Source organism: Pseudalkalibacillus sp. A8, from assembly GCF_045920555.1.
GTDB lineage: Bacteria > Bacillota > Bacilli > Bacillales > Fictibacillaceae > Pseudalkalibacillus.
This window is the reverse complement of record NZ_CP174509.1, coordinates 5,670,020-5,683,726: the sequence shown is the minus strand read 5'-3', so window position 1 is coordinate 5,683,726 and position 13,707 is coordinate 5,670,020. Positions and strand designations below refer to the sequence as shown.

Sequence of the window (13,707 nt, the reverse complement as noted above, 5' to 3'; positions counted from 1 at the left end):
ATGTCAGTTTCTCCAGTGCAAATTGATAAAGTCGATCATTTAGAAGTGAAAACCTTTGCTGATCGAAAAGCGCTTGGCGATAATGCAGGACGACAAATTGCTGAAAAAATCAAAGATCTATTACAACAGAAAGATGAAATAAGAATGGTATTTGCAGCTGCGCCTTCCCAAAATGAGGTGCTGTCTTACTTGGCTCAGGATAAAAGGATTGATTGGTCGAGGATTGTAGCCTTCCATATGGACGAATATATCGGATTAGAGGAAAGCGCTCCGCAAACTTTCAGCCGTTTCTTGTCTGAGAAGTTATTTGATCTGGTAAAACCAAAAGAAGTCCACTTGATAAATGGAGATAATGAAAGCGAACATGAATGCAGACGATACGCATCTCTATTTAATGAAAAACCCATTGACATCGTTTGTTTGGGAATCGGTGAAAATGGCCATCTCGCTTTTAATGATCCTCCGGTGGCGGATTTTGAAGATGAAGAGACAGTCAAGACAGTCACCCTGGACGAAGCTTGCAGACAGCAGCAAGTCAATGACGGTTGTTTCAGTAGCATTGATGAGGTTCCGGAAAAAGCGATCACTCTTACCATACCGGCCTTGCTATCAGGAGAATTCCTGTATTGCGTCGTTCCAGGCAAAACGAAAGCGAATGCAGTCCAACATGTATTAACTGGACCTATTACGACGAATTGGCCAGCTAGTATATTGAGGGATCATCCGAACTGTACATTATATTTAGATAAAGATTCCCGCGGAGGAATTCAATGGGATGTGTAAACTAGAAGCGATTCATTACAGAACAGATGAACCAAATGAAATTGACTGGCGAGATGGGAAATTCACAAAATTAACCAGAACCCAGATATCCAATAATGAAGCTTTACCATATATCGCACCTGGACTGATTGATTTACAAATCAATGGTTATAAAGGAATAGATTTCAACACTCTTCCGATCAAAGAATCCGATATCTTGAAAATAACCAGGGAGTTATGGAAAGAAGGGGTTACATCCTATTTTCCGACCATCATCACAAACAGTCCGGAGAAAATCGAAGAAGCGATGGAAACGATAAAACAGGTTTGTGCTCGTTTCCCATACGTGGATGACTCCATTGCCGGAATTCATTTGGAAGGACCCTTCATTTCACCTGAGGATGGACCAAGAGGTGCACATGATGCAAAGTATGTAAGGCCTCCGGATTGGTCACTGGTAAGTGGATGGCAAAAAGCTTCTGGCGGCAGGTTGAAACTTTTGACAATTTCACCAGAATGGGATGATTCTGAACCCTTTATCAGAAAATGTACGGAAAACGGAATCATCGTATCTATAGGCCATACTTCCGCAAAACCAGCACAAATCAGGTCTGCAATTGCTGCGGGTGCCAAATTATCAACACATCTTGGAAATGGAGCACATTTGATGTTGCCCCGCCATCCCAATTATATTTGGGAACAGCTTGCCAATGATGAATTAGCGGCGACTTTTATCGCTGACGGGTTTCATCTACCCGATTCAGTCTTGAAAACGATAATCAGAATGAAGGGTAAACGCGCAATTGTAGTGAGTGACAGTGTTTCTTTAGGGGGAATGGAACCTGGAGAGTACAACATGCATATCGGTGGAAAGGTTGTTTTGACTACAGAAGGGAAACTCCATATGGCCAGCAATTCTGAACTATTAGCAGGGTCAGCTCAAACGCAGATATGGGGTATCAACCATCTTCTGAAACAGGGCTTGTGTGAGCTTGCTGACGCGATTGACATGGCAACGGTAAACCCTGCGGAAAAGCTTGGATTATCTGGACAAAAACTTGAAGTTGGTGCTAACGCTGATTTTATATTATTTTTTTATAGTAAAAATTCAGGGATAGAACTGGTTGCAACGTATAAGAAGGGAAAGTGTGTTTCAAAGAAAAAACACTTAGGAGTGGAAAAATGAAATCTACATTAACAGGACAGTATCTATCTAAAATAACAGAGCATCTGAATCGGTTACACGATGAAGAGTTGGACAATATCCATAAAGCTGCAGAATTGGTAGCTTCACAAATAAAAAAAGATAGATTAGTATTTGCTTACGGTCCCGGTGGACATTCGAATCTAGGGTCCCAAGAATTGTTCTTCCGGGCAGGAGGGTTGATGCACATCAGTGCGATACTCGACGAAGGTACATTATTGAGCAGCGGGGCTTTACGATCGATGGCAATAGAAAGGACACCTGGATATGGGAAGATTGTAATCAATGATTATAACCTGAAAGAAGATGATTTATTGATTATCATCAATGCATATGGGATCAATTCGGCTACCATCGATGCCGTCCTGGAAGCTGACAAGTTAGGGGTGAAAACGATCGGAGTGACGTCTGTGGAGCATGCCATCAATACACCGGATGATCATCCTGCGCGCCATCCCTCTAAGAAAAATCTCCATGATTTAGTGAATGTCGTATTGGACAGCAAGGTTGGTGTGGGAGATGCAATCATCGGAATCGAGGGGTTAGAACAAAGAGTTGCAGCTGTATCTACATTTGCAAATGCATTTCTTTTAAATGCAATGGCTGCGGAAGCAATAAACATGCTAGTGGAAGAAGGCATAAAGCCACCAATTTGGATGAGTGGAAATGCAACTGGCGGAGATGAATGGAACGCCCAATTCATTGATCAATTTAAAGGGAAGATCAAAAAGTTGTAAATAGGAGCATTTAGATGTCAATTAAAGGAACAGCCGTATTAAGAGAGAGAAACCAGAAAAAAGTACTCGAATATTTAAGAAAAAATAAGCTGTGTTCAAGATTAGAAATTTCAAAAGGATTGAATGTCAGTAAAAACACGGTTTCCCTCATCATCGATCAATTCATCAAACAAGGGATCGTAGTGGAACGAGGTTCTAAAGAAAATAAGGGAGCTGGAAGACCGAGTGTAGCTTTGTCAATCGTGCCCGGTTCCTATCATTCAGTAGGCATTTATGTTCAGAGCGATAAGATAGAAATAATGGTCATCGATTATTCTATTACGATTATTGAGCATAATGAGGTATTCATCGATCAGGAGAGCAGCCTGATCGAAACCGTCATTGACTACTGTGTTAAGACAGTCAATCGATATAAAAATGTGATCGGAATCGGTATTGGGATCCCTGGGCTGGTCAATCCGAAAAAGGGGATTGTACATCATTCCACAAACCTTAATTGGAAAGATGTCTCACTAAAAGAAATGATCGAACAAAAGGTTGATGTGAACGTATCTGTATTTAATAGTGTGAAAGTGGCAGCGTTACCTGCCATTGAAGATAACGATGAAGACCTGCATAGTATTTTTTATATAAGGATTAGTGAAGGTATTGGCGGGGCTTTCATCATTAACAATAAGATCTATCTTGGCGCAAGCAGGACGGCAGGGGAAATTGGCCATATAAGTGTAGAAGCTGACGGACCGAAATGTAAATGTGGTCAAAATGGATGTTTAGAAAGGTTGATCAGCTTGAAAGCTTTTAAGGAAGCTGTTTTAGCCAATGGATCACTAGCCACAAATTCAGATATAGGCGAATTGCTACAAAATGGCAGTTCGGAACATGTAAAAAAACTCCTCAAAAATTATGGCTCTTATCTTGGGAAAGCAATATCTCAAGTGATCCATTTGATGAACCCGCAATTGGTGATTGTCGATAGCCCATATAATAGGGTACCTGAATTTAAAGCTACAACAATGGAGGGTACGGAGCAAAACTCATTGGACCTCCCACTGCAACAAACAACAATAAACTTTGTCAATGAAGTTTATTCACCAGCAAAAGGAGCAGCCATCTCAATCATTCTAAATTTTGAATCCTGACGGTGCCAGGTACACTTTCAAACCCGTTGATACATCTACATTCATAAAAAGTGCCAGGCACCGATTCGTTCGGTGCCTGGACTTATCTATTAAATTAATACTCTTCTTCTATGGTTTTACTTACGCTGTTCCTGCTTTCATGAGCATGCCGTCGAGGGAGCGGTCCATGTTCTGTTCCATCCATTTGGCGGTTTCGACGAGCTGTTCCAGATCTGTGCCGGTAGCAACTCCCATCCCATGGAACATATTGACCATGTCTTCTGTGCACACGTTGCCGACAGCTTTTGGAGCAAATGGACAACCGCCGAGACCTGCGATCGAGGAGTCGAATCTTTTAACCCCTGCATTGTACCCTGCAAGGACATTCGCGAGACCAAGCCCGCGTGTATTATGGAAATGTAAACCGAAATCCAAATCTTCGCCAAACGCACTCTTAAAAGTACTAACAACCTCCGATACTTGATTTGGATTTGCCATCCCCGTTGTATCGGCAAGGGTAATCCCCGTGCACCCGGCCTTCAAAAAGCTTTCCGCAACGCTCAACACGCGCTCGACAGGCACTTCTCCTTCATAAGGACAGCCGAAGGCTGTACCTAGTACTCCGAGGACATTCCTACCATCCGAGACACCATCCGAAACGACCTTACTCAATTCCTCAGTCGCATCAGCCACAGTCCTTCTCGCATTCTTCAGGTTGAAAGAGTCACTGGTCGTCGTGACGACATGCAAATAACCGATATCCGTCTTCAGCGCTCTCTCCAAACCGGAACGGCTTAGTATCAGACCAGCATACTTCACCTCATCCCGAACTGGCAGCTTCGTCAACAGCTCTTCTGCATCCGCCATTTGCGGGACGACTTTCGGATTGACGAACGAGGCCGCCTCGATATAGCGGATGCCGGAGGCAATCAGCTTTTCGATCAACTCCACCTTCGTTTCTGTAGGGACAAACTTCGCTTCATTCTGGATACCATCTCTTGGGCCGACTTCACAGATTTCAATCAATGTACATCCTCCTTTATCAAATGGTGGTTCTTTATGTCTTCTAAATGGGTCAAAACATGGTCGCGGCCTTCGTAAATATGTTCATGCATCGCGATTCGTGCCCGTTCCGATTCTTGATTCTCGATTGCTTTCAAGATGATCCGGTGGACTTCAAGAGATCGCTCCAACATACCGCGGTCATACCAATAGAACGATCGGAAAATCAACGGCACGACGACGACCTTAGAAATATGGAAGTGGATATGTTGGTTTCTCGATGCCATGACGACTGCTTCGTGAAACTGTTGGTTTACTTCGACGACTTTTTTGACGCTATGGATATCAGATTGTACACATTCATCGATTGCTTCTTTGTATAATTTGTTCGCTTCAGCCATTTTTTCAAGATCTTCATCCGTCCGATGGATGGCCGCCTGAGATGCAGCATATCCCTCGAGCAAAGTCCTGAGGTCATAGATTTGACGGATATCTTCTTTCGTAAAACTGCGGACACTCACGCCGCGCTTCAAAGGGACGATCAGCCCGTCTGCTTGTAATTTCTTGATCGCTTCGCGGATCGGTGTACGGCTCATCTGCAGCTCTTTAGCGAGATGTTCTTCTGTCAACCGCATCCCTGGCTCGTATTTTCCTAGCACGATCGCGTCTTTTATATAGTTGTATACATTCATGACAACACCTCGCTTTTATTGTATACAAAAGGATTATAATTTTCAATAAATTCAAAAAACAAAGCGGAAAACGTAATTAAAATGCCTTTAATTCCCACTTTTTTAGTCAAAAACACCTAAATATGAAGCGTTTACAAAATAACGTTGATTTTCTGTATACAAGTTTGCTAGTATTGTATGCAACATTCAGAATCTTTAGATAACCACCATGTAAGGAGGATTCATAGATGAGCGAAAACCAAGAACGCTTGCCTCTTGAAGGGGTAAGGGTCCTGGAACTAGGGACTCTTTTAGCAGGACCTTTTTCCGGCAGATTGTTCGCAGACTTCGGGGCAGAAGTCATCAAAGTCGAGCCCCCGGATAAAGAAGATCCGATGAGAAGCTGGGGCAAAGAAAAAGATGGAGTCGGGCTTTGGTGGCCGATCCAGTCCAGAAACAAAAAATCGATTACGTTGAACCTGCGTAAAGAAAAAGGACAACAGCTTTTAAAAGAAATGGTGAAAGACGCAGATATCATTATCGAAAACTTCCGCCCAGGAACGATGGAAAAATGGAACCTGTCCTACGAAACACTTTCCGAAATCAATCCGAAGCTGATCATGATGCGGACCTCCGGGTTCGGCCAGACGGGACCTTATAAGCATCGGGCAGGTTTCGGCAGTGTAGGCGAAGCGATTGGTGGACTCCGTAACATCACCGGTTTCCCTGATCGTGCCCCGGCTCGTATCGGCATATCGATAGGCGATACGCTAGCCGCATTATTTGCGACCATCGGTTGTCTCGTCGCCCTTCATGAAAGGGAGCAATCCGGAAAAGGCCAAGTCGTCGATACCGCCCTTTATGAATCGGTCTTTTCCGTCATGGAGAGCTTGATTCCGGATTACCTACTTGCCGGTTATGTTCGGGAGCGGATGGGAAATATCCTTCCAGGCGTAGCACCCTCCAACATCTATTTTACACAAGACGAGACATATATCGTGATCGGGGCGAACGCAGACGGTGTGTTCAGAAGGCTTTGTGAAGCGATGGACCAACCAGAACTCGCAGACGATGAACGGTTCGCGACCCATCACGCCAGGGGCAGGAACATGAAGGAGCTCGACCTTTTAATCGAGGAATGGACGAAATCACTCCCGGCTAAGGAAGCGCTCGAAAAACTTGAGGAAAAAGGTGTGCCGTCCGGAATGATCTATACCGCAAAAGAAATCGTCGAAGATCCGCACTATCAAGAGCGTGAAATGATTTTAAAAGTCGATCACCCTCAGCTTGGCGAATTTCCGATGCCGGGAATCGTGCCAAAATTAAGCCGGACTCCTGGTAAAGTCAAACAACCTGGTGCTGAAAAACTAGGGAAGCACAACGAGGAAGTTTACAGAAGACTTTTAGGATTCAGCGAAAAGGATTTCGAAGAATTGAAGGCAACCAACATCATCTAACAAGGAGGGAATAAGATGGGGAAGACCTTGTACGAGAAAATATGGGACCGACATGTTGTCCATGAAGAAGATGGACAGCCGGCGATTCTCTATATCGATCTCCACCTGGTTCATGAGGTTACGTCTCCACAAGCATTTGAAGGATTACGGCTGAACAACCGAAAGGTCCGCCGGCCGGACTTGACGTTTGCGACGATGGATCACAGCATCCCGACGACAAACAGGAATGAACCGATCAAGGATGAAATTGCAAGGCAACAGGTCGAGACACTTGAAGAAAACTGCAAAGCGTTCGGGGTGAAGCTTTTCGATCTACACCACCAGCATCAGGGGATCGTCCACGTCATCGCCCCGGAGCTAGGCCTTACCCAGCCCGGCCAGACGATTGTATGCGGGGACAGCCATTCCTCGACACACGGAGCATTTGGAGCTCTTGCATTCGGAATCGGGACGAGTGAGGTGGAACACGTTTTAGCGACACAGACCTTAAAGCAATACAAATCGAAAACGCTTGCCATCAACGTTGAAGGGAAACTCCCCCAAGGGACGACAGCGAAGGATCTCATATTATCCATGATCGGTAAATTCGGTCATGACTTTGCGACAGGGTATGTCATCGAATACCGCGGTGAAGCGATCCGGAAATTATCCATGGAAGAACGGATGACGGTCTGTAACATGACAATCGAAATGGGAGCACGGGCAGGCTTGATCCAACCGGATGAAACGACTTTCGAATACTTACAAAATAAATATTATGCCCCGAAAGATGAGAAGTGGGAAACAGCTCTAAAAGATTGGCGGGACCTCTACACAGATGAGGACGCCCGGTTTGACCTCACCGTTGAATTTGATACAAGCGAAATCGAACCTCAGGTGACCTGGGGGACAAATCCTGGCCAGGTCACAGGAATAACAGCTAGGGTCCCTAAAATCGATGACTTCAAAGACACGCAAAAAGCAAATGTCCAAAAAGCACTACATTACATGGGGCTTTCGGGAGGAGAGAACATACAAGACCTCCCCCTTGATGTCGTGTTCATTGGATCGTGCACGAACAGCCGGATCGAAGACTTGAGAAAAGCGGCCAGAATTGTAAACGGATACAGAGTGGCAAAAACAGTCAGGGCGCTTGTCGTTCCGGGCTCCCAGCTCGTGAAAAAACAAGCCGAGAAAGAAGGCTTGCATCAGATTTTCCTTAACGCTGGTTTTGAGTGGAGGGAAGCAGGCTGCAGCATGTGCCTTGGAATGAATGACGATATCGTGGGACCGGGAGAACGGTGTGCATCAACGTCCAATCGGAATTTTGAAGGAAGACAGGGGACAAAAGCCCGAACCCATCTTGTCAGTCCGGAAATGGCGGCGGCAGCGGCGATAAATGGCCGCTTTACGGATGTGAGACAGTGGAAAGTCATAGAACGGGAGGAGCAAGCGCGAAATGAAGCCTTTCAATAAACATACTGGAATTGTGGCACCATTGGATGTCGAAAACATCGACACGGATGCGATCGTCCCGAAACAGTTCTTGAAACGGATTACGAAATCCGGATTCGGCGAAGTCCTCTTTTACAACTGGCGTTACGAAGATGGAAAAGAAGATCCAGAATTCGTATTGAACCAGTCGGAATACAGGAACAGTTCAATCCTGCTGGCACGGAAAAATTTCGGTTGCGGCTCATCTCGCGAGCATGCGCCCTGGGCTTTGGAGGACTACGGATTCCGCGTAATCATCGCACCGTCTTTTGCAGATATCTTCTACAGCAACTGTTTTAAAAACGGTATCCTGCCAATCGTTATACCGGACGATGAGATCGGGACACTTTTCAACCGAACAACGCAAAATCCGGGTTACCGCCTCACTGTCGATTTAGAGGCGCAGACGATAAAAGACGACCTTGGTTTTGAAACATCCTTTGAAATCAGGCCATATCAGAAGTCCCAGCTTTTACAAGGTCTTGATGAAGTAGGCGCCACATTGATTCATCACGAAAAAATCAGTTCATTTGAGAAAGACCACAAGATTTACTATTGATTTTTACCGTAAATTTTCACAAAATTCTATCATTAGGGAGGTCGTAACACGTGGAAAAGATGAAAGAGCCGATCAAGAAAAAATGGATTTGGATCGGGCTGGTCCTAATCTTAATCGCCATCGTACCCTGGTACTTTCCTGAAAAAGCCGTCGAGCCGATCATTCTAGGCTTTCCATTTTGGGCATTCCTATCGGCGATTTTTTCATTAGTCCTGTGCGGGTATCTGAGCTGGCTATGTACTCATGAATGGAACATCGTCGAGGATATTGAAGAAGCGGAAAAAAGGAAGGTGGATGAACAGTGAATCTAGCATTCTCAGGTATTGACGGCGTCATCATCCTTGTCTTTTACGCATTGGTCATGCTCCTGATCGGTTATTTGTCCGGTAGAGGGGATAAAAAACTTCACCACTCGATGTCAGGCTACTTTCTCGCTGGTAAGAACCTCGGCTTCATCGCCTTGTTCTTCACCCTGTATGCAACGCAATACAGTGGGAATACGATCGTAGGTTATGCGCCGACAGCATATCGAAGCGGTTTCTCCTGGCTCCAATCTGTCTCATTCATGACCATCATCATCGGTGTCTATCTATTGTTTGCACCGAGGTTGTACGTCATTTCAAAACGCAATAAATTCATCACTCCGACGGACTGGCTCCGTTATCGCTTCAACTCGAAAGCCGTGACGTTGCTAGGCGTGTTCCTCATGTTATGGGGTCTCGGGAACTACTTGCTGGAACAGCTCGTTGCCATCGGACAAGCTGTCGCAGGGATGACTGGCGGGACCATTCCTTATCAAGTTGCCGTCATCGCGTTCATTCTTGTTATGCTAGCTTATGAGTGGATGGGCGGGATGAAGGCCGTCGCGTTTACAGACGTCATGCAAGGTATTGTGCTGATGGTCGGAATCCTCGTCTTTTTAGGAGGTGCCCTTTATTTAGTTGGTGGAAACCTGACGAATGTCACGACCTTCATCATGGATTCAGAACCGGCTAAAGTCGGCGTTCCGGCGATGGAAACCTCGATCAACTGGTTCAGCATCTTGCTACTCGTTGGTTGTGGAGCGGCGATTTATCCGCATGCTGTCCAACGGATCTATTCAGCCGAAAGTGAAAAGACGTTGAAAAAATCCTTTGCGCGCATGGCCTGGATGCCTCCAGTAACCACGGGATTGGTCTTTGTCATCGGCATCATAGGAATATCGATGTTCCCGGGATTGAATGAAGCGAGCTCAGAACAATTGGTCGGAATGATGGCGAATGAAATTGCATCCATCAATTCGTTCTATTACTGGGTGATGATCCTGTTCTTTGGTGGGATCGTTGCAGCGATTGTTTCTACGGCCGACTCCGTATTGCTTAGTTTTTCGTCTATGATTTCGAACGATATTTACGGAAACTTCATCAATCCGAAAGCCTCTGAGCATCGCAAAGTCCTGGTCGGGAAAATCGTCGGAGTGATTGCGGTCATTCTGTTGCTCTGGATCGCATGGAATCCTCCAGGAACACTTTATCAGATTTTCGTGTTAAAATTCGAACTACTCGTACAAGTTTTCCCAGCGTTCATTTTAGGGTTGTATTGGAAGAAGCTTTCTGCAAGGCCTGTATTCTGGGGGATGCTGTTAGGCGCCATCATTGCAGGAGTGATGACACTCACTGGATTGAAAACCATTTACGGTATCCACGGCGGAGTCATCGGCTTGATTGTGAACTTCGGCGTTGCAGTAGTCGGATCAGTCCTCGTACCTGTTTCCGCTAAGCAGGAAGGTCAGGCGGATGAGATGACTTCTTTGAAAATAGAGGCTTAGTTGTAATCAAATTCGTCAATTTATTGATCTTTATTTAAAAAGGTTGATCAACTAGTATCTTATTCACGTTATTAGACTAGAAAAAAGAGATGATTCGATGTGAACACGGTTGAGCTTAAGACAGAACAGAGAGGTTTTTTTGTAGAGCCATGGCGGATGTTGCTATGGCTCCTCATTGCTCAGTTGATGGTTGCTTTCGTTGGCAGAAGTCTTGGTCCGTTAGGGATATTGATTGGAGAGGACCTATCCCTTTCAAAAGCAGAAATTGGTTTGTTGCCCTCAGCGCTTTTTATTGGCCAAGCATTGGCATCCATTCCAGTAGGTTTCATGGCAGACTTCATCGGCTCGAGAAGGCTGCTTTTGATGCTTTCGCTTTGTCTAGGCGTCAGTTTTCTCATCATGACAATGCTGACGAACTTCGTTTTCGTGTTGCTTTTAGTATTGATCGGTGGGCTCGGTTATGGAGCGATGCATCCGACTTCAAATAGAGGAATCATTTACTGGTTTTCACAGACCCAAAGAGGGACCGCGATGGGGATCAAACAGATGGGAATCACCTTCGGGTCAGCGCTCGCTGGTTTTTTACTGCTGCCCCTTTCAGCAACATTTGGCTGGAGACCTGTTCTTTTGACTGCATGTATTGGGTTGATCATCACAGGTTTTGTCGCTTTCGCTTTTTATAGGGATCCGCTGGGAAGCCTGAAGCCACGAAAAAAAGAAGGGTTTTCTTTCTTTAGTAGATCGCTGACTAAAATGGCAAAAAACAAACCACTGCTGTTGGTCAGTTTGAGCGCCATGGGGTTGAACGGATCGCAAATGTGCTTGAATACGTACATTGTCTTATTCGCCTATGAAAAAATGGGAATCAGCCTGTTTTTATCCGGGATCTTACTCGTCATTTCAGAAGTGAGCGGTTCGTTAGGAAGGATCGGCTGGGGCGTCATCAGTGACAAGTTGTTCAATGGGAGACGATTGATCATCCTTATGATCATCGCTGTTTTAGCAGCCATAGCGAGTACGACCGTAGCCTTTCTGCCAGAAGGTACACCGTTCTTGGCATTGGTTCCGGTTGTCATCTTGTTCGGGTTTTGTGTTTCAGGATTCAACGGCATTTGGATGAATATTGCGTCTGAACTGGTGCCGAAAGAACAGACCGGTCTATCGAGCGGTTACAGCATAACCCTAGGATCGATGGGCGTCATTTTCGTACCGCCGATATTCGGATTGATGGTCGACCAGAACGGACATTACACAGCAGGATGGCTTTCGATCACCGCAATCATGGGTATTGTAATAGTGTTGCTATCGATTTTATCCTACCAAGTTCGGAAAAATAGATTAGAAGAAGCATGATATATGGACAGAGGAGGGAATATACGCATGGAATTTGATCCTTCGCAACTAAGTACAAAAGAGGTTTATAAATTATTATCAGGGTCAGTCGTTCCGAGACCTATCGCATGGGTTTCGACCATTTCAGAGGAAGGGAAATTGAATTTAGCTCCATTCAGCTTCTTTACGGTTGCATCCAGACAGCCGCCGATGTTGGCTATTTCAATCGGTCCAGGTGTCGGGGAGAGAAGTGGTACAGAAAAAGATACATTAGTGAATATTCGATCACAGAAGGAGTACGTGATCAATGTAGTTCCTTCTTCATTAGGGAACCAGATGCAAAAAAGCTCTGAGAACCTGCCAAGCGAGGCAGATGAATTCGAAGAGGCTGGGCTTACCCCGGTAGACAGTGCAGTCGTAAAACCGAAGCGGGTGGAGGAAGCTCCCATCCAAATGGAGTGTAAGCTGCATAAAATCATACCACTCGGATCCGACCATCTGATCCTTGGCGAAATGATCCACTATCATATCAAGGATGAGTACTATCTCGAACCATACAAAGTCAACCTGGAAAAACTCCAACCACTCGGAAGACTAGCCGGAAACTACAGCGAAAACACCCAATTCTTCAAACTCCCACGATGACGGTACCACCACATGTTGACTGTACCAGGCACTATATTTTAACCCTTGCGCCCCAACGGTTCTCAAAAGGTGCCAGGCACCATTAAGGAACCCAAGTGGCACAAGGGTTTTCATTTGGTCCCTGGCACCCATACCCTTAAATCAAACATTTGATTGAAACTGAAAATCCTTTCACATCAATAATTTCCTCCCTTTAAACAAACGTTTGATTGACTAAACGTTTAATTTGTCGAACCCCTTTTTTGATGGCTGCATCTACCAAAATAAAACGGGAGAAGTTTCCCTCTCCCGGGCCTGAATGATTTTAATTGTTCTTATGATTCTTGGTTTAAAAGGTGTTAAGTATTGTTAAAATAAAGGAGAATAAAATTCGATGGGGTTGTGTTAATTGGAAATGTTAGTTCCTTCAAGTAAAACAAATAGTTATTTAAAATTTAAGAGGGACATAAAAACTACAGAGTTATATTTTGTGTCCATTATTACATTTGGAAACTGGGGAAAAGTTCTCTAGAGAGTTAAGAGAGAACAAAATTAACTCGGGGGATATAATACGAATTGCATGATTAAAAATAGCTACATTGTTTCAATCTTTTTGGACATACTGTCAATGATACTTACAGATGACCAGGAGGAATTCGTATGCCTAACAACGATCAATTCACCAACTCCACAGAAAATTCTTCTATACAGGAGAAAATGGAGGACATTTGGAGAACATCCTGCCGGACATGGCAAAACTGCAATGTATCCAATGTTCTATCTTTTTTATCTCAGTGTCAAGAGCATAATATTGACCCACAATTTTGTATGAGCTGGGTTGAACAGCATAGTGATAAGATACCTAATTGGCAGGAAGTTTCGAATTCTACTTTGAATTGGATAAATGAACATACTTCAACCGGTTCACCTATTACTGAGTAGTTTAATAAAGGGTGGGGAG

General features: G+C 44.7%; 14 protein-coding genes. 12 read left to right on the top strand and 2 right to left on the bottom strand.

The genetic code is table 11. The features are described from left to right. Genes ACJROX_RS28425 through ACJROX_RS28410 form a run of 4 tightly spaced genes read left to right on the top strand, consistent with a single transcriptional unit; the run spans nt 1 to nt 3,842 of the window. Entirely contained in the window at nt 1-783 is a 783-nt protein-coding gene (locus tag ACJROX_RS28425; RefSeq protein ID WP_408008525.1) for a glucosamine-6-phosphate deaminase, read from the top strand. Beyond that, nucleotides 776-1,948, top strand: coding sequence for an N-acetylglucosamine-6-phosphate deacetylase (locus ACJROX_RS28420; protein WP_408008524.1), 1,173 nt, complete (start codon nt 776-778; stop codon nt 1,946-1,948). Before ACJROX_RS28425 ends, ACJROX_RS28420 begins: the two co-directional genes overlap by 8 nt. Continuing rightward, entirely contained in the window at nt 1,945-2,703 is a 759-nt protein-coding gene (locus ACJROX_RS28415) for a sugar isomerase domain-containing protein (protein ID WP_408008523.1), read from the top strand. Before ACJROX_RS28420 ends, ACJROX_RS28415 begins: the two co-directional genes overlap by 4 nt. A 14-nt stretch (nt 2,704-2,717) precedes the next feature. Further along, nucleotides 2,718-3,842, top strand: a complete 1,125-nt coding sequence (locus tag ACJROX_RS28410) for an ROK family protein (RefSeq protein WP_408008522.1) — start codon at nt 2,718-2,720, stop codon at nt 3,840-3,842. Between the two features lie 120 nt (nt 3,843-3,962). On the opposite strand, the gene ACJROX_RS28405 is transcribed toward ACJROX_RS28410, so the two are convergent. Continuing rightward, nucleotides 3,963-4,847 (bottom strand): hydroxymethylglutaryl-CoA lyase, encoded by an 885-nt coding sequence (locus ACJROX_RS28405; RefSeq protein ID WP_408008521.1) that lies wholly within the window; start codon nt 4,845-4,847, stop codon nt 3,963-3,965. After that, entirely contained in the window at nt 4,844-5,515 is a 672-nt protein-coding gene (locus ACJROX_RS28400) for a GntR family transcriptional regulator (protein WP_408008520.1), read from the bottom strand. Before ACJROX_RS28400 ends, ACJROX_RS28405 begins: the two co-directional genes overlap by 4 nt. 227 nt (nt 5,516-5,742) lie before the next feature. Between ACJROX_RS28400 and ACJROX_RS28395 the strand changes: the two genes are divergently transcribed. The 8 genes from ACJROX_RS28395 to ACJROX_RS28360 all read left to right on the top strand — a co-directional run bounded on the left by ACJROX_RS28395 (nt 5,743) and on the right by ACJROX_RS28360 (nt 13,688). Continuing rightward, nucleotides 5,743-6,951: a CaiB/BaiF CoA transferase family protein gene (locus ACJROX_RS28395; RefSeq protein ID WP_408008519.1), complete on the top strand. Its 1,209-nt coding sequence runs from the start codon at nt 5,743-5,745 to the stop codon at nt 6,949-6,951. Nucleotides 6,952-6,966: 15 nt separating this feature from the next. Further along, nucleotides 6,967-8,406 carry a 3-isopropylmalate dehydratase large subunit gene (gene leuC, locus ACJROX_RS28390; protein ID WP_408008518.1) on the top strand — a complete coding sequence of 480 codons (1,440 nt, stop codon included), beginning with the start codon at nt 6,967-6,969 and terminating at the stop codon, nt 8,404-8,406. Beyond that, nucleotides 8,390-8,983 (top strand): 3-isopropylmalate dehydratase small subunit, encoded by a 594-nt coding sequence (gene leuD / locus ACJROX_RS28385; RefSeq protein ID WP_408008517.1) that lies wholly within the window; start codon nt 8,390-8,392, stop codon nt 8,981-8,983. The genes leuC and leuD overlap by 17 nt, the downstream gene beginning before the upstream one ends. 59 nt (nt 8,984-9,042) lie before the next feature. Next, entirely contained in the window at nt 9,043-9,288 is a 246-nt protein-coding gene (locus tag ACJROX_RS28380) for a hypothetical protein (protein ID WP_408011818.1), read from the top strand. A gap of 56 nt (nt 9,289-9,344) precedes the next feature. Continuing rightward, complete coding sequence (locus ACJROX_RS28375) at nt 9,345-10,790, top strand: sodium:solute symporter (RefSeq protein ID WP_408011817.1); 1,446 nt, start codon at nt 9,345-9,347, stop codon at nt 10,788-10,790. A gap of 99 nt (nt 10,791-10,889) precedes the next feature. After that, nucleotides 10,890-12,143 carry an MFS transporter gene (locus ACJROX_RS28370; RefSeq protein WP_408008516.1) on the top strand — a complete coding sequence of 418 codons (1,254 nt, stop codon included), beginning with the start codon at nt 10,890-10,892 and terminating at the stop codon, nt 12,141-12,143. A gap of 27 nt (nt 12,144-12,170) precedes the next feature. After that, on the top strand, nt 12,171-12,767 hold the full coding sequence (locus tag ACJROX_RS28365; protein WP_408008515.1) for a flavin reductase family protein: 597 nt from the start codon (nt 12,171-12,173) through the stop codon (nt 12,765-12,767). Between the two features lie 639 nt (nt 12,768-13,406). Next, nucleotides 13,407-13,688, top strand: a complete 282-nt coding sequence (locus tag ACJROX_RS28360) for a hypothetical protein (protein WP_408008514.1) — start codon at nt 13,407-13,409, stop codon at nt 13,686-13,688. Nucleotides 13,689-13,707: the final 19 nt, after the last annotated feature.

Coding starts and splice junctions, on each gene's coding strand:
- ACJROX_RS28360 (WP_408008514.1), top strand. CDS start 13,407: ATGCCTAACAACGATCAATTCACCAACTCCACAGAAAATTCTTCTATA.
- leuC (WP_408008518.1), top strand. CDS start 6,967: ATGGGGAAGACCTTGTACGAGAAAATATGGGACCGACATGTTGTCCAT.
- ACJROX_RS28380 (WP_408011818.1), top strand. CDS start 9,043: ATGAAAGAGCCGATCAAGAAAAAATGGATTTGGATCGGGCTGGTCCTA.
- ACJROX_RS28395 (WP_408008519.1), top strand. CDS start 5,743: ATGAGCGAAAACCAAGAACGCTTGCCTCTTGAAGGGGTAAGGGTCCTG.
- ACJROX_RS28425 (WP_408008525.1), top strand. CDS start 1: ATGTCAGTTTCTCCAGTGCAAATTGATAAAGTCGATCATTTAGAAGTG.
- ACJROX_RS28365 (WP_408008515.1), top strand. CDS start 12,171: ATGGAATTTGATCCTTCGCAACTAAGTACAAAAGAGGTTTATAAATTA.
- ACJROX_RS28420 (WP_408008524.1), top strand. CDS start 776: ATGTGTAAACTAGAAGCGATTCATTACAGAACAGATGAACCAAATGAA.
- ACJROX_RS28415 (WP_408008523.1), top strand. CDS start 1,945: ATGAAATCTACATTAACAGGACAGTATCTATCTAAAATAACAGAGCAT.
- ACJROX_RS28410 (WP_408008522.1), top strand. CDS start 2,718: ATGTCAATTAAAGGAACAGCCGTATTAAGAGAGAGAAACCAGAAAAAA.
- ACJROX_RS28375 (WP_408011817.1), top strand. CDS start 9,345: ATGCTCCTGATCGGTTATTTGTCCGGTAGAGGGGATAAAAAACTTCAC.
- leuD (WP_408008517.1), top strand. CDS start 8,390: ATGAAGCCTTTCAATAAACATACTGGAATTGTGGCACCATTGGATGTC.
- ACJROX_RS28400 (WP_408008520.1), bottom strand. CDS start 5,515: ATGAATGTATACAACTATATAAAAGACGCGATCGTGCTAGGAAAATAC.